Source organism: Dictyobacter arantiisoli (assembly GCF_008326305.1).
Taxonomy (GTDB): Bacteria; Chloroflexota; Ktedonobacteria; order Ktedonobacterales; family Ktedonobacteraceae; genus Dictyobacter; species Dictyobacter arantiisoli.
On the sequence record NZ_BIXY01000021.1, the window covers coordinates 17,231 to 33,675 of the forward strand.

General features: G+C 48.5%; 14 protein-coding genes. 6 read left to right on the forward strand and 8 right to left on the reverse strand.

The features are described 5' to 3' along the window. Nucleotides 1-12 precede the first annotated feature (12 nt). Complete coding sequence (locus F1593_RS09250; RefSeq protein ID WP_149401273.1) at nt 13-411, reverse strand: RidA family protein; 399 nt, start codon at nt 409-411, stop codon at nt 13-15. 155 nt (nt 412-566) lie between these two features. Continuing rightward, complete coding sequence (locus F1593_RS09255; protein WP_149401274.1) at nt 567-1,526, reverse strand: protein kinase domain-containing protein; 960 nt, start codon at nt 1,524-1,526, stop codon at nt 567-569. Between the two features lie 435 nt (nt 1,527-1,961). Here F1593_RS09255 and F1593_RS09260 point away from each other — a divergent pair, with 435 nt between their 5' ends. Further along, nucleotides 1,962-3,209: a glycoside hydrolase family 3 protein gene (locus F1593_RS09260; RefSeq protein WP_149401275.1), complete on the forward strand. Its 1,248-nt coding sequence runs from the start codon at nt 1,962-1,964 to the stop codon at nt 3,207-3,209. 97 nt (nt 3,210-3,306) lie between these two features. On the opposite strand, the gene F1593_RS09265 is transcribed toward F1593_RS09260, so the two are convergent. Next, the gene (locus tag F1593_RS09265; protein WP_149401276.1) at nt 3,307-4,584 is read right to left on the reverse strand and encodes a TolB family protein; all 1,278 of its coding nucleotides are present in this window, start codon (nt 4,582-4,584) and stop codon (nt 3,307-3,309) included. A gap of 93 nt (nt 4,585-4,677) precedes the next feature. Beyond that, nucleotides 4,678-6,627 carry an LCP family protein gene (locus F1593_RS09270; protein ID WP_149401277.1) on the reverse strand — a complete coding sequence of 650 codons (1,950 nt, stop codon included), beginning with the start codon at nt 6,625-6,627 and terminating at the stop codon, nt 4,678-4,680. A 417-nt stretch (nt 6,628-7,044) separates the two neighbouring features. On the opposite strand from F1593_RS09270, the gene F1593_RS09275 reads away from it, so the two are divergent. Next, nucleotides 7,045-8,259, forward strand: coding sequence for a glycosyltransferase family 4 protein (locus F1593_RS09275; RefSeq protein ID WP_149401278.1), 1,215 nt, complete (start codon nt 7,045-7,047; stop codon nt 8,257-8,259). Nucleotides 8,260-8,261: 2 nt separating this feature from the next. Here F1593_RS09275 and map read toward each other — a convergent pair whose 3' ends face one another. The 4 genes from map to F1593_RS09295 all read right to left on the reverse strand — a co-directional run bounded on the left by map (nt 8,262) and on the right by F1593_RS09295 (nt 11,658). After that, on the reverse strand, nt 8,262-9,080 hold the full coding sequence (gene map, locus F1593_RS09280; protein WP_149401279.1) for a type I methionyl aminopeptidase: 819 nt from the start codon (nt 9,078-9,080) through the stop codon (nt 8,262-8,264). 113 nt (nt 9,081-9,193) lie between these two features. Next, entirely contained in the window at nt 9,194-9,733 is a 540-nt protein-coding gene (locus tag F1593_RS09285; protein WP_149401280.1) for an O-acetyl-ADP-ribose deacetylase, read from the reverse strand. Nucleotides 9,734-10,009: 276 nt separating this feature from the next. Beyond that, entirely contained in the window at nt 10,010-10,327 is a 318-nt protein-coding gene (locus tag F1593_RS09290; protein ID WP_149401281.1) for an HU family DNA-binding protein, read from the reverse strand. Between the two features lie 311 nt (nt 10,328-10,638). Continuing rightward, nucleotides 10,639-11,658 carry an MBL fold metallo-hydrolase gene (locus F1593_RS09295; protein WP_149401282.1) on the reverse strand — a complete coding sequence of 340 codons (1,020 nt, stop codon included), beginning with the start codon at nt 11,656-11,658 and terminating at the stop codon, nt 10,639-10,641. A 967-nt stretch (nt 11,659-12,625) separates the two neighbouring features. Between F1593_RS09295 and mraZ the strand changes: the two genes are divergently transcribed. The 4 genes from mraZ to F1593_RS09315 all read left to right on the forward strand — a co-directional run bounded on the left by mraZ (nt 12,626) and on the right by F1593_RS09315 (nt 16,416). Beyond that, nucleotides 12,626-13,033 (forward strand): division/cell wall cluster transcriptional repressor MraZ, encoded by a 408-nt coding sequence (gene mraZ, locus F1593_RS09300; protein WP_172631986.1) that lies wholly within the window; start codon nt 12,626-12,628, stop codon nt 13,031-13,033. A 43-nt stretch (nt 13,034-13,076) separates the two neighbouring features. Continuing rightward, entirely contained in the window at nt 13,077-14,090 is a 1,014-nt protein-coding gene (gene rsmH, locus F1593_RS09305) for a 16S rRNA (cytosine(1402)-N(4))-methyltransferase RsmH (RefSeq protein WP_149401284.1), read from the forward strand. Between the two features lie 93 nt (nt 14,091-14,183). Further along, nucleotides 14,184-14,591 carry a hypothetical protein gene (locus F1593_RS09310; protein ID WP_149401285.1) on the forward strand — a complete coding sequence of 136 codons (408 nt, stop codon included), beginning with the start codon at nt 14,184-14,186 and terminating at the stop codon, nt 14,589-14,591. 55 nt (nt 14,592-14,646) lie between these two features. After that, nucleotides 14,647-16,416 (forward strand): peptidoglycan D,D-transpeptidase FtsI family protein, encoded by a 1,770-nt coding sequence (locus F1593_RS09315; RefSeq protein ID WP_149401286.1) that lies wholly within the window; start codon nt 14,647-14,649, stop codon nt 16,414-16,416. The last annotated feature ends 29 nt before the right edge of the window (nt 16,417-16,445 follow it).

The window sequence follows — 16,445 nt, forward strand, 5'->3', positions numbered from 1 at the left end:
TTCCCCCGTGATCTAATCTTGAACGAGCGCGACACACTCAATTTCGACCAGCGCGTTACGTGGTAATTCGAGCACTGCGACCGTCGAGCGTGCAGGAGCGTCGGTGTTGAAGTACGTCGCATAGACCTCGTTCATGGCTTGGAAATTGTCCATTGTCGTGAGGAAAACCGTTGTTTTGATAACCTGATCAAGTGAGGTGCCAGCAGCCTCAAGCAAGGCCTGGAGATTCTGGAACACCTGCTGTGTTTGCGTCTGAATATCATCGCCTACCATCTTGCCTGTAGCGGGATCAAGTGGAATCTGACCGGACGTATAAATGAACTGTCCGCTACGGATGGCCTGGCTATAAGGGCCAATCGCGGCCGGTGCGTTAGAGGTACTGATTTTGCTTTTTTTTGTCGTATTTGGCATGTGTTTATCCCATCGTTGGGCAAGGAGAAGCAGATGCTATCTTGCGCTTAATTTATACTGAATATGTTCGAAAAAAGTATTGATAGACAGGGAAGGACACGCTGATGAGTGCATGCGTGTCCCTGGCTGGTATCATAAATCCTACAGAGTAAAGATCAGAATTGCCCCTGCTCTGAAGGGGGAAATTGGCCTTGCCCATGCGCATACTGTGCGGTATAGGGTTGACCTGATGGTATGAGTGATTGCTGGCCGCGCTCTAATTCCTTCGCACAGGCACGCAATATTGCTTGCATCTCTGCGGCCGAATCGAAGCGTTCCTCTGGCTCTTTTTGGAGAGTCCGAGTTACGAGCTGCTCAAGGATCGGAGGAACGAGCGGGTTAAACTGGCGCAGTAGTGGTGGATTTGTGGACGCATGTTGCATCGCGATTGAAACCGCTGTGGGACCAACAAAAGGTGGTCGTCCGGCCAGCATTTCAAACATCACCACACCCAGAGAATACAGATCGGAGGACGCCGTAAGCGTCTCTCCACGCGCTTGTTCCGGCGATAAGTAGTCGGCGGTACCCAGAACGATACCACTATTTGTCAGACCCGCATCTTCGGCTACGCGTACAATACCAAAGTCGGTCAGCTTCACCCAGGCGCCCCCATCGCTGAGGCCCCCTGTACCACCGCTCCAGGCCAGCATGATATTTTGCGGCTTAATATCGCGGTGGACAAAACCACGTGCATGAGCAACCTGAAGCACTGCACAGACCTGGGCTGCAATCTCAATAGCCTCGCGAGGCTGTAACTGGCGGCGTTGTCCGATAAGCTGCTTCAATGTCGGGCCATGGATATACTCCATTACAAGAAAATACTGGCCCTGTTCTTCTAGAAAATCATAAATAGTGACGGCATTCGGATGTGCGAGCGCTGCGGCAGCACGCGCTTCTCGGCGGAAACGCTCAACTGCGCGAAGGTCATTTTTATCCAGGGATCGCAGGATTTTGATCGCCACGATGCGCTCTACGCGGTGATCCCAGGTTTTGAAGACGCTCGCCATACCGCCAGTGGCGATATGCTCACGAATCTCGTACCGTCCAGCGATCAGTGTACCTTCAAATTGGTTCAACGTCTCACCTCAAGCGACCTGGGCGAATACTTTATAAGAAATTTCCGTATCAGAGGGTAGTATACCATTAATGAGTTATGCCGTCGAGTACCACATGACCCGTGTCAGCGCTTCCCAATTTTTACGCACCTGGAAAGGTTGCAAGGGAACCACAGTCCCATTGTCGTGGTTCAGAGTGACTCGAGAACTTTTCTCTCCCCAAATCTTTTTGTTCCGAATGAGTCATAAATACTAAAGGTGATACTATCACAGGCTCTTATACGCTCTATAAGAATGTATCAATTATAAATAAATCCTGTAAATGCCATATGAACATTTTTAGCATCTCTATATTTATTAATTTCAATGTGAGGAATTGAATGTCTATGAAATTGGGAGCAATTTCATAGGAATATATCGTGTTTTTTTCTATCTATCGCGTTACGGAGTTGTACAATGCAAAAGGATAATGCTGTACACAGAAAGCAATCTGTCTTCTACTCGCTCTTGCTATTTAGTTGTCTCTGCCTGTTAAGTGGATGTTCTTTATTTTCGTTCGATGCGACATCCACCAGTGCTCCCGAAGGCAAAATTATAAGCGCCCAATTGTCAGTAGATCCAGTTCAAGTGAAGGCACAATCTATCCTCAATAAGATGACCCTGGATGAAAAATTAGCCCAGATGATCATGGTTGATTATTGGGGCACTGATTATGTAGCTTCTGGACTTCAGCAAATGGTTGCCCAACAACAGGTTGGTGGTGTTTTGTATCAGCCTTCTAATCATAACTTTGATTATCCCAATAATACAATTGCGAATATTTCAGCTTACTCTGTTCAAATCAACGCTGACGCGAAGGTCGCACCTTTGATAGCGAATGATGAGGAGGGAGGGTCGGTTGATAAAATAACCCCGTTGTTTCCGCCATCTCCTGCTGCTGAACAGTTAGCTCAGTCTGGACAACCAAATGTTGCCTATCGACAGGCTGCACTGGATGCTTCAGAGCTTAAACAATTAGGTATTAATGTTGATTTCGCTCCAGTTGTCGATGTTGGTCCTGACACTAATCTTATGACCACACGCATGTTTAGCTCTGATCCTGGCACGGTGGCAACGTATGCTGGAACATTTGTCAAAGGTTTACAGGATAATGGAGTACTGGGAACCCTCAAACATTTCCCTGGTCTTGGATTAGTCCCTAATAATAATTCACTTGACCCTCACAATGGATTGCCAGTAGTCTCAAGAAGTTTGAGTGATTTGCAGAAAATCGATTTTCTCCCCTATCAAAAGATCATTCAGCAAGATAATCCTGCTATGATCATGACTACTGATGTAAATACTCCGGCATTGGATAATACACCGGGTATACCTGCTGAACTTTCGTCAAAGGTGATTACGTATCTGCGTCAGACCCTCAAATTCAATGGTGTCATTATTACGGATGCCTTGAACATGGCTGGATTGTATCCTGGTCTGGCATATGGAGCAGGACCTACCGATGACCAAAAGGCCGCGGCATGCGTGCAGTCTGTTGAAGCAGGGAACGATATGCTTGAAGGCGCGACAACACCAGCACAGGTCACTGATGATATTACGACCCTGGAGGCGGCGATCAATCAGGGCGCAATCAAACAATCCCAAATTGACCAATCCGTAATGCGTATTTTAATGATGAAAATAAGATATGGTATTATAAAATAAGTTTTTAGTAGAGGGTGTATTGAAAAATACGTCGGACTTTTCAATACACCCTCTACTAAAAACTTATTTGAGCACCCTGGGTGCGGAAAATCATGGGTTACGGAGTCCAGGCGGGGCGGGAGTCTGAATCCAGGCTGCCGTTGGCCTGGGTCAGTTGAACCTCACTATCTTGCTTGATAGAGTAGGCACCAGTTTTGGGATTTTTTATGATCGTTGCCAGCCAGAGATCAAAGGTGGTGTTATTGTATTCGTAGTAGGCGAGCTGGGTGCCGTCGGGCGACCAGACGGGCTGGCTGATATACTGGCTGGTTTTTAGTTTGACGGATTTCCCATAGCCAGCTAATCCCCGCTGTTGATTGGCGGTGCTGGTAACATCCACATTGGGATTGTTCGTATCGTTGGTGACGCCGTTGACCACGGGCATGACATTCAAGCTCATATGCGTGGTATCCTCGCGTCGCACATAGACAATGCTATTCCCATCCGGCGAGAAACTCGGTTCCAGATTTGATAAACCACTTTTTTCTGGCGTCAATGTCACTCCTGGATTGCTCTCTGCTCCAAATTCTCCTGGATGGTATTTATACTGGTTTATCTGCATTTCGTTCCCAATCGCATTACTATTGATCAGGTTAAGCTGTGTTGATAATTGTGACCAGTTACTGGCCTGTGTGTATTTATAACTGGTATAGAGAATTTCATCTGCATGACCAGGGCGAATAGCAGGATCGCGTAATCCACCGGCTCCAATCGCGGTATAAGCTACAGGCTGAGCATTTGCTATTTTATCCTGTGTATTGAGCCGATCATTCATAGACATCCTGAAGAGTTGCATATCCAGCAAGAAGGAATCATAGCCACCAGTCTGATCTTTACTCCAATAGGCTTTCTGATTATCTCCTAAAAAGACAATATGCTGGTTATCTGCTTCCCAGGTTGGTTGTCCAAACCAATGGGCTGTACTGGTCTCACCCCCGGTTTGTGTCGTTGTAAAAGTGCCGTTGCCATCAGCCAGGATTGTGTATTTTCCACCATTGGCAGGCATATAGGCGAGATCCGAGTAATTGGTGTGGCGAATAATGAAGGCGATCCATTTGCCATTGGGCGAGATGGCTGGATCACTCACGGTCAGTCCAGATGTTAACTGTTTGGGATTTTCTTTGTCATTCCCATTGAGCACATAGAGATTATGGTCGAGAGTGAAGTAGATTTTACCCTTGAATAGCGCTTGATCAACATTGATCTTGACATCGTTGCCATTTTTACTTTTTACTACGCTTTTATAGCTACTATCAGTACTACCCAGACAGCTCTGCAAAGCAAGCGAGAGCAGTGCCAGAATAGCTATAAATTCCCATTGCTTGTATCGTTTCATGCTGTTCTTACTATTCTGAAAATAAAGGTGATGCTGCTTATTGCCATCACCCTGGCATGCGGTTAGATCTAATGGTTAGAATACGCAACAGTCTTATTGCATCGCATTGAAGGATCCTGATACTGCCAGGAGCATCAAGTTTACCAGATTATTGTAGGCAGTTGTGTTTCCAGCGCTTTGAGACATGCTGGCTGTTTGGATAGAGGGACTGGCTACACCAGTGCTGCCTATAGATGCCGAGCTTGTTGTGGAAGCCACTGCCGCTGTTTGTGTCGGGATTGTTGAGGGTGGTGCCATTGCAATTCCTGTGCCAGCCGGTTGAATGGAGCTTTGTGGATTACAATTTCCCTGCACACCAAACATCTTTTGGATTTTAGGAACAATCTTATTACAATAGGGAGCGACATTGGTGGTGTTTGCTCCCAGGGAATAGGAATAGTCGTTGGTAAAGGAGACACGATCAATTTTATTGATATCGACGTCTTTGGCCACCTGGGCAAAAGTTGCCAGTTGGGATACCTGGAGATCTGTCATCAGATATCCGTCCAGCGCATTCAAGATTTGCGGAGCCTGCGTAATCGCGTCAGTGTTCGTTAATTTGAGCTTAATCTGACCCAGGACTTGTTGTTGACGATCTGTACGCCCAAAGTCACCGCCGAGGTCGGCGTGGCGTGTACGCACATACGTAAGTGCCGCATGTCCATCCAAATGTTGAGGACCGGGTGCAATATTTAAACGCGTGTATCCATATTTATTCCCATTGCCGGTATCATCAGGATAGACATCATCAAATATGGGATGTTGCACGTCAATATCTATCCCACCAATTGAATCAATGACTTTGATGAAGCCTTGCAGACCCACCCAGGCATAATGATCAATGGTGATACCATAATTTTCTTTGATGACCTCTTCCATATGTCCAGCCGCTAACTGAGCGCTCTCTTTGGAATTCTTGCCTCGCCATGCATGCTCAAAGGCTTCATCAATTTTCGCTGTGCCATACTGCGCATCGGAGACCTGCATGTCACGTGGAATGGAGAGCATTCCTACATATTTGGTCTGGGGATCGATAGTAATAATAATCACTGTCTGTGCCAGCGGGGTGCCTGTGGTAGGATCATTGCCTTTCCCGTCGGTGTCGCTGCCCAGAAGCAGGATATTGGTACGCGTGGTTAAAGGATCTACATTGGTTTCCTGCACAGCCTGTGTGGTCCCATTTACCATATGTAGTGCGCCTTGTCCAGTAATATCGCTCACCGATTTTGAGAAGGTGAATTGATAGTAGGCATAGGCGCTGCCACCAACGACAAGGAAGAAGACAAGCACGCCAATAGCTATGCGTGCCCAGATAGGAATACGTCGTTTCTTTGCTGCAACAGCAGGTGCTGGCTGAAATTCTGGAGGAGGGCCGCTAAAGCCAGGATTGCCTGTAAGGTTGGGATTGCCAGGCTGCCCCGGACCGAGAGGAAAGCTATATCCGTTAACAGGACCTGCCTGTCCGTTGTAGTTGTCCCGTCCGCTATTTGGATACTGGTGTACATCTCCATGGGTGCTTGGTTGATTGAGAGGTGGTTGGCTGGAAGGGGGAATCAAGCCAGGAAAGCCCTGATTATTCTGTGGAGCGCGAGGTTGTCCCCCGGGATAGGTTTGTGCTTGCTGCTGAGATGGTGGTTGATATTTTCCCGGCTCGGATGGTGCCGGGGCATTGGGCATGCCTGATTGGGAGACAATGGGTGGATGTGTGTTGGAGGGGCGCATGGCAAAAGGATTAGCGGCAGGATTGACAGGTTGTCGAGGTGTGCCCGTCTGGTAAGGTGGACGTGGCATTTTGCGTCGCTCCAGTGGATCAGTTATAGGTTCACCAATGAGGTCCCCGACTTGTTGTTCCGGATGTTGTAACTGTCCCGTTTTCCAGTGTTTGAGGAGCCCATCCTGGGATGGGGGAGTCATCTTCCCGGGATTGTTTTGGGACTGGGCTTGATTGCCTGCTTGGCCTGTATCACCGTCTGGCGAGGGTTTATTCATAAATTGATTTTTCACCTATACTACCTGCCTCTTTCTTTGCTACATATATAAGTTTCTTTCCAGGAATGCCCCTCGCCTCCTTTTTATGTTTCCTCTACTCCTTTTCCAGATCGACTAAGCCGCTAGTATTCATTTATAATGCTACAAAATGATATAAAAAGATGCATTTACTATCAGTATAACGTATGGCAGAGTAAATCATCACGATCATAACTGTTTTCTCATCTACCAATGGAGATTGCTGTTTATGCATCAGTATGTGCCTATTTAATGACCCTTTATCCTGGCTTTTACACACCGCTAAACAAGGCTTAATTGTCCTCTAAATAGAACGTGTTACGTTTGAAGCAGGGTACATTGATCACCCTTTTGTCTAAGTGCTAACTGGTCGTCAGCCAACGCAATGCGACAGAGAGATTTGTATCGATTCCCGTGGTTCGTAACGTTGCTGGCGGCATATTCCTGGTAGGTGGTGAACCAATGCGCGTTGCCATTATTACAGAAAATTTTTTGCCGAAATTAGATGGTGTTACACGGACAGTCTCACGATTACTCGAACATTTACAGCTCCATGGACATCATGCGCTACTGATGGGTCCTGAAAGCGGCATGATTGAGTATGCCGGTGCTGAGATTATCGGAACAGCCGGTCTCCCATTACCGTTTTATCCAGAATTGAAATTTAATTTTTTTCGACCTTTATTTATGCGCCGCTTAATCGAGTTCCGACCGGATATTGTCCATGTCGTCGATCCTGTGATTCTGGGAGCGACCGGCCTGGCTGCCGCACGTGTCCTGAATATTCCCATCGTCTCATCATATCACACGAACCTGGCGGCCTATTGTGGCTATTTCGGTTTCCCGTTATTAACCCGTCCGATGTGGCTCTATAACCGCTTTATCCATAATCAGTGTGCCCTGACCTTTTGTCCTTCGAACTCCACGGCCACAATGTTAAACCGCCAGGGATTTGGGCAGGTGCGTATCTGGCCGCGTGGCGTGGATCGCACGCTTTTTCATCCCCAGCGCAGGAGTGAGGCTCTGCGTGCCTCCTGGTTACAGGATCGGCCTGCACCTCAAGATAAGACTATACTGTTATATGTCGGACGCGTCTCGTGGGAAAAGAATTTGCGTTTGTTGATCCAGGCCTATCGTCAGATAGATCACTCGCGTTGTCATCTTGTGATTGTAGGACAGGGACCAGCCTATGTGGAGGTTGAGCAAGAGCTCAGCCAGGTGCCGGTCACCTTTACCGGCTATCTCAGCGGCACCGAACTTGCCACTGCCTATGCGTCGGCGGATATCTTCGCTTTTCCTTCCTATACCGAAACCTTTGGACAAGTTGTGCTGGAGGCCATGTCTTCTGGATTACCGGTAGTCGGAGTGAGTTCTGAAGGCGTCAGTGATCTGGTGACGCATGGTCAGACAGGATTGTTACTGGCTGCTGAAGAACTATCTATAGAAGAGCAGGTAGCTGGTTATCGTATGTATTTAGAGCGACTGATGCAGCGACCAGACGAGTGTGCTGTGATGAGCCGGCAAGCCATAGCGGCTGCTATGACACGTACCTGGTTTGATGCGATGGAGTGCCTCGTGGATGGATACCGCGAAGTTATTGCAGGAAATAAGCTCCCTGTGGCGGTTTAAAGTTAAGCTGGTACGGCCCAGGCCTTACCATCCGGCCCGGCGGTAAGCACCTGGACCCCTGAGGCGGTAAGTGCCAGAGTATGCTCGAAATGAGCGGCTGGTAGACCATCTTGAGCCACAATGGTCCAATGATCTGGTAGTGTTTGAACGCGCTGTGAGATCATCGTGACCATTGGTTCAACGGCGATGACCACCCCGGCTTGCAACTCAAAATCCCCCAGCGCCTCATATTGCAAGCTATAATAATTAGGCACCTGTGGTGTTTCCCACATCTCGTGGCCGATACTATGGCCCACTAAACCTTCCACTACTGCGAAGCCAGCCTGTTTCACATAAGCCTCTAACGCACGCGCTACCTGACTCCAACGTTGTTTTTGAGGGAGTAACTCAATCGCCAGTTGTAGCGCTCCCTCGGTGATATCGAGGATGCGTTGTGTGCTCTCTGCGATGGGTCCAACTGGATGGGTCACAGCGGCATCTCCACACCAACCATGATAGCGCAGACCGATATCGATACTTACGATATCACCTGTTTGCAATTGTCGTGTGCCAGGTAAACCATGGACCAATTGTTCATTGATAGAAATACAGGTCACAGCGGGAAAGGGAACATTGCCCGTCGCGCTGGGTACATCTTTAAAGAGGGACTCGGCTTGCTGTTCCTGGATAAACTGAGCCACAGCATGGTCGATTTCCGCAGTGGTGATGCCTGGTTTGACCAGTGCCGCCGCCACCTGATGAGCCTGCCAGGTGAGCAGACCAGCCTCACGCATACTGGCGATCTCTGCCTCTGACTTTAAATTCTGATGATTGTATGACATACATTCTATCCCTGAAGTTGCAGCGTACATGTCCGCCATGGTTAATACTGCTAACACTTGTTGACCGCAAAGCTTTGTCCATGCTATAGACTGAAGTGTCTATGTGTGATGTTTTAGCGGGCCGGTAGAAGTTTTTCCAACGCCTGTTGATAAGTTGTATATGTACGCTGGTCAAAGAGTACCAATAAAATCCGCTGTAGGCTGGTTGGCGTTTGCAGATGATCCAGTATCGTCGTAAGAGCCAGGGGAGCTGCCAGATTAACAGGATAGCCATAGGCTCCGGTACTGAGTGATGGGAAGGCGATGCTCTGAATTTGATAGTGTTCCGCTAGTTCCAGACAGCTCTGATAGGCGCTTTTGAGTAAGCGTGCATCCTCTGGACGACTTTGATAGATAGGGCCGACTGCGTGGAAGATATAGCGAGCGGGTAATTTGCCAGCTGACGTCGCGACCGCCTTACCTGTAGGGCAACCACCAATTTTGCGGCATTCCTCGATCAGCGTAGGTCCAGCGGCGTGGTGAATCGCGCCGTCTACGCCTCCGCCACCTGCCAGTGCGGCATTCGCGGCATTGACAATTGCATCGGCGGCAACCGTGACAATATTTCCTTGCAGCAAGGTAAGTGTGACGCCATTGATTGTATGCGTTGCCATAAGTTACTTTCAGCTTTTGTTAGGAGTTATTGTCCTTCAGGGCATAAGAACAATATGGGCGGAACCTGGCTAGTGCCCGAGTACAAGAGAAAGAGGCATGCAAGAAAGTTTTGGCATAGCCTTATACGCATCGCGTCCCGACGTGCCTCTTGGCATCGGTATTGAATCGAAGAAAATAGTGCTCTGGAATCCATATCTGGGCGTCTAACTTTTTCGATCAAAACAATGCATGATAGGCTATGCGATTGTGGCAGTGAGCAAATTTGACACGACTTACTATTTTTTGAGCACAGCTTCCGAGAGTTCCTTGCCTGGGAAAAAGCGAACTCGTTCTTTGGCTGGCACTTCGATTGGTTGGCGGTCGCGTGGATTTACCCCCTTGCGTGCGGCACTCTGGCGGACTTTGAAAGAGCCAAAACCTACTAAACGGACCTCATCGCCATCTTGAAGGGCTTCACGGATTGCCGTGAGGGTAGCCTCAAGGACTTCAGATGCTTGTTTTTGTGAAAGCTTTGCCTGCTTGGCAATACGCTTGGAAAGCTCTTGCCGACCAACGGTTTGCGTAGCTGCCTGTGCGGTCTTATTATCGGCCATAGGTTCGATTTCCTCCTTGCAACTATCAACACACGTCGCTTGTCTGCCCAATAGCACTTTGCCGGGCTTGTAGAGCGGCGTCACAACCTCACTGCCGATTAGGAGTATAGCACGCGATTTTGAGAAATACAAGCGTCGCACTCGCAATCAAATGTGAGGATTTAGCGCGAACCAGCCTCCAGAGCGGCTTTGTACCCTACCTGATGGCGGAAAAATGGCCTGAGAAGCGGGCTCTATATAAGATTGTTCTTTTCTCGATTCTATTTGTTAGCCGGACCCTCTAAGTTATTCCATTGTAAAAAGTATTTGCATTATAGTGCCTGCTCCTTAGAAGCCGCAGCTGAAACGATGTAATATAGAATGCCTGCTTGATTTATAGTTTGTGTTACTCTTCCCTGACCACGTAGATACTCCAGGTGGGCAATGATCTCTGACAGTGCCATACGATGGGCTTGAGAGTTCTTGATGCGCTCACCAAAAAGTTGGATTGTAATGGAATTGGCATCCTGTGGTTGTTGTGTGAGTAAATCTATAATTTTTGTTAAACGTCGTTGATGATGTTCGACAATCTCTGCAGTTCTGGTCGCAAGATTGCTAAAAGGTTCGCCATGTCCAGGTAAGACTATCGATGCAGGTAGAGGCGAAACTTTCGCCAGTGATTGCAGGTAATCTTGCAAAGGATCAGGACGATTTTCAGGCGAATCGAGGCTGATATTTGGTGTAATGCGAGGAAGCACATGATCAGCAGCCAGAAAGACGTCATCGCGTTCGCGTAGGAGTCCAATCTGTCCATCCGCGTGCCCGGGGAGCCAGAGGACCAGATAGTGTTCGCCCGCCAGTTCAAGCCGTTCACCATCGTTGACAGGATGGAACGCTTCAGGTGGTGGCACACGAAGAATCATCCGCTGTTGCTCCGGCGTGAGAGGAGATTCTTCAATAGATTGTTTCGGTAAGCCATGCTGTACCAGAAATTGACTGTGCTGCTGAAAGCGCGCTCGACTGATTTGAGGATTGCCCCAGGTTTTTTGTAGATTATCTATATCAAGTGGATGCATATAGACTGGAATATGGTGTAATTCCTGGAGTTCTCCTGATAGTCCCACATGATCAGGATGATAGTGGGTGAGCACGATAGATTGCAGATTGTCCAGCGTTAATCCACGCTGGGAAAGTCCCTCATGCAACGCTGCACGGCCCTCTACCGTTCCCATTCCTGTATCAATCAGTACCCAACCATGAGTTCCTACCAGTGCATATACATTGACGGTTTTCAATGGAAAAGGGATGGGTAGACAGATTCTGACGATATTTCCAATACTATTTTCTATCATCTTATTATTGTACAGTATGCATCTGCTGAAAAGCTAGCTTCATGCATATCTAAATTAAGTGATGGTTAACCAATCCTTTATAGTCACTATTTGTGCTTGGTTTTTAAGAGTGTGTCGGACTTCCATGCTCTCCACGGTCTCTGTGCATGAGTTTTCGCACCTGCGGTGCTCAAACATCTTTTTAGTGTGTAGTGCAGGAAAGGTGCACAGCACCTTTCCTGCACTACACACTAAAAAGGGCGCAGGCGCGCACGCGCCTGCCAGCCAGAGCGGTCAAGAAATTCAATTGCTTGTGGTGAAAGTTCATAAAAATCGAACCAGCAAGAGGAATTTCGTAGGTAGATGTCGAGGTCTCGTGTCTCTTATCTATTATATATCACCTTTATGTGACTTTATACATATAACATTTCTAATTGTGCATGTTTCTGTGCTGAATGTCTAGTACACTAGAGGGTCAGATATCTGTATGTGCGGAGATTTGTTTTGATTAGAATGCAAGTTCATTGAGAGTGGATAAAATTTTCTCGCCTGGTACTACTTTGGTACTCAGTGGTTAGGGGATAGCACATTTGCTCTAGCATTTTTCCGGTTATTTTTTAGTTTCTAGAGAAGCTGTGTCAAATAACTTTTTTGTAGACATGGGGATTTACCTGAAACCATATGCGAAAATATGTACAGTAAATGCAGCTAAAATCTCTAAAACTCTCCAATCCGGAATGATTGGTGGCCAAAAAAAGTTATCCACAAGTTATCCACGTTGAAAGGAAAAATTGGTGGGAAAGCCTCTTTTCGCACATGCCTAAGAAGTGTTACAATGAAGTGGGGAAAAGTGGGGAATTTTGGTGAGATTGTATGATAGGGATGAAGATAAGGAAGTATACCTGAATAGCGCAGAAGTTTTGGTGTGTGTACAGGTATTGCGACGGTCTCTTACGCAACGCAGGTTGAGAAAGTATGGATGCGATCAATGTTTCTTGGGGAATATGAGCATACCATTGATGCCAAAGGACGCCTGGCGGTCCCGGCAAAGTTCCGCGCGCAGATGCTTAAAGGCGCAGTCGTCAGTAAAGGTATGGGTACCTGTCTCTCTGTCTACACGTTAGAACATTGGGAGCAGCGCTCCAATGAACTGGTGGCTGGTATGTCAAGTGATGACCTGCGTGATTTTGAACGCCGCATTTATCCCAGCGCCAGCGAAATTGAGTTAGATGCTCAAGGACGCATGATTATCCCCGCGAAATTACGTGCGTATGCGAATTTGACAAGTGAAGTCACTGTTGCTGGTGTCCGCGATCATGTCGAGATCTGGGATCGTGCGACATGGCAGTCTTATCAGGAAAAATTAGACACTGAAGGTAGCAATATCCCGTTTTAAAGCCTGTAGCTTGTTAAATCTCTAGAATAACTTTTTGGTGATAATGGAACATACACAACATGTGTCAGTAATGATGGATGAGGTGCTGGAGTATCTTCAGCCTGTACCTGGAGGACTCTACATCGATGGGACGTTAGGTGGCGGGGGTCATACTGCGGCGATTTTAGAACGTTCGGCCCCCGATGGGAAGGTTTTGGGCATTGATACTGATCAGCTAGCCCTGGACCGCGTCGGTGCACGGCTGGTTGAGTTTGTGGAGAGTGGTCGCCTGATTCTGGCACATGGCAATTTTTCTGATCTGGCGCAGATTGTCAAACAGACGGGATTTGGTGCAGGTCATCCGCTGCAGGGAGTTTTGCTGGATCTAGGATTTTCATCGGATCAGATGGATACACCTGAGCGTGGTTTCTCCTTTGGGGCCGATGGCCCACTGGATATGCGCCTTGATCAGTCGCTGCCGCTGACTGCCGCTGACATTGTCAATGGTGCCAGCGAGCAAGAGTTGGCAGACATCTTCTGGCGTTATGGGGATGAGTCGCGTTCGCGTCAGCTAGCACGACGTATCGTACACATGCGCACACAAAGCGAGTTTACCCATACAGCCCAACTGGCCGCACTGATGGCTGCCGGAGTGCCCCGTAAGCCGGGCGCAATCCATCCCGCGACCCGCGCCTTTCAAGCGCTACGCATCGCGGTTAACCATGAATTAGAGAGCCTGGAGAAGGTAATGCCGCAGATTGTTGATATACTCGAGGGAGACAAAAAGCCGCTACAAGGTGAGATTGAGAACCAGAGTGCCACAGAAACGTCAAGAGCTGGCAGAATGGTCATCATCTCATTTCATTCTCTCGAAGATCGTATTGTCAAAGAATTTACGCGGCGCGAGGCCAAAGATTGTATCTGCCCACCTCGACTTCCAGTCTGTATGTGTGGTCATAAAGCGCGTTTACATATTCTGACCAATAAGCCTGTCGTCCCGGGTGAATTGGAAATTGAGCAAAATCCTCGCGCTCGTAGCGCCAAATTGCGAGCCGCTGAAATAGCTATAAATTCGTAGCGTGTCACACGTAGGGGATGGAGTGCCGCAGGTTTGCCTGCCCGCCATACAGAGCCACCCGTGATGTTTCATTATCGTGAAGGAACGCAACCTATGGATGACCAGATGAAGCAAATTGGAGACAACCAGCCAGGCCAGAAGTCGCCGCTGAGGCCGATGCTCGCCGTTAGACGAGGTCGGCAACTGCGCCCATTTTTCTTTCATATGGGACCAGTGGCTTTATCGATCACCAGCGTTCTGTTGATTGGCCTGATGGCAGTGCTGTATCTGGGACAGGTTGGGCAGGCAGCGGTTGCCAATCAGCAACTTCAAGATATCCGCAGCCAGCAGGCGACCTTGCAACGTGAAAACCAGGATCTAAGTCAGACGATTGCGATTGAGCGCTCCCCTGCTTATATTACCAAACAAGCTATCAGGGCGGGTCTGGTACCAGTCAATCTCAGGAACGTCAGAACGATCCAGGTCCCTGGCTTGCAGCCAGTACAGAATCCCGAGAAGTAGCCAGCCCGATGCAGTCATGAAGATGCTGAGACGCCTTGAATGAGGAGCTTGTCAAATGAGTACAGAATTACGCCGTGCACGCAACCGACAGATGGTGATTTTTCTGTTGGTTTGTACAGGCATGGTCGTTCTGTCCAGCAGGCTCTATTACTGGCAGATTACTAACGGTCCCAGACTGGCCGCGGCCGCCAATGCGGAGCATATCCAGAATCAAACGGTCAGTGCGCCGCGCGGCTTGATCTATGATGCCAACGGAGCGTTACTGGCAACGAATGTGGTGCGTGATGACGTCTATATTGAACCATCACAACTTGTTACCGATTATCCTGATGCGTATCAAAGCGAGCGAGACACCCTGGTACAAAAACTGCATAGCGTGCTGACAGATACTTCCTTAGGCACCTTGAAAAACGCCCTGAACTCGGCTTCACCTACCGTGCGTATTGCCACTTCTATTACTCCTGAGCAGAGTCAGAAATTGCAGAATCTCCATTTGCCCTATACTTTTCTTGAACCGCGCACCTGGCGTACCTATCCTGGTGGCGATCTGGCTTCCCAGATTCTAGGCTATGTGCAGGAACAGGATGGAGCCAGCAACGTAGTGCCACAGGGTATTTATGGGATCGAGAAAAAATACAATACTTTGCTGGCTGGCAAAAGCGGCAGCTTCACCGCCGAGACGGATCTTAATGGGAATCCATTAACGGTTGGTTCCAGTTCTGAGCAGGGAGTAGTGAATAGTGCGAATATTACATTGACCATTGATAGCACCATTCAATATGAAATGCAGCAGGCGCTGACGCAACGTGTCAAAGAGATGAATGCCGAAAGCGGTTCAGCTATCGTCCTGAATGTGAAAACCGGAGCGATTGTCGCTATGGCTGGTGCTCCCTCGTTTGATCCCAACAATTACGGTGTTTATGCGGCGAACAATGGTTGTCGAAATCAACTGCAAGTTTATAGCAATCCGGTCTTATACTGCGCGTATGAGCCAGGTTCGACCATGAAAGTAGTCACCATGGCGGCAGCCCTCGATCTGCATCTCATCAAGCCAACCGATACGATTGACGATACCGGTACGCTATCCTTTGCCGATGGCACGCCAGCGGTAAGCAACTGGGAGGGCAAAGGATACGGTATCGAGACGATGACGCAGGTACTACAGCATTCGGCCAATGTGGGAGCGGCCTGGGTGGCAACACAAAAATTAGGGGCGCAACGTTTTTATCCCTATCTTGCGAACTTTGGCTTTGGTCAGGCGACGGGTGTTTTAGAGCCTGAAAGTGCGGGCCTTTATCGGTCCAATACTGATCCTGGCTGGTCACCCAGTGATCTGGCGCGGCAATCCTTTGGTCAGAGCATTCTGGTGACACCTTTACAGATGGCGGTCGCCTATCAGGCCATCGCTAATGGCGGAACGATGATGCAACCCTATCTTGTCTCGTCGATTAACAGCAATGGGCATGCCACGACGACGCAGCCGCGGGTCAAGCGTCAGATCATCCATGCTGCCACCTCCAAAACGCTGACGCAAATGTTAGTCAGTGTCGCGCAGTCTGAACATATCAGCGTACCCGGCTATCATGTCGCCATCAAAACAGGGACATCCACGATACAGGGATTGCCAGATACTAATACCGACGCCTCTGTTGCTGGTTACTTGCCCGCTTCAAATCCACAATTTGTCATACTGGTGGAATTGGATCATCCCACAGCCAGCATTTATGGAGGAAGCGCGGCGGGCCCATTATGGGCAAATATTGCGCAACAACTGATGTGGCACTATAGTATCCCTCCGGATGATCCGGCTTCATTGCGGCCGTAAGGATTGTCAGGCTGAAAAATATTTGATGA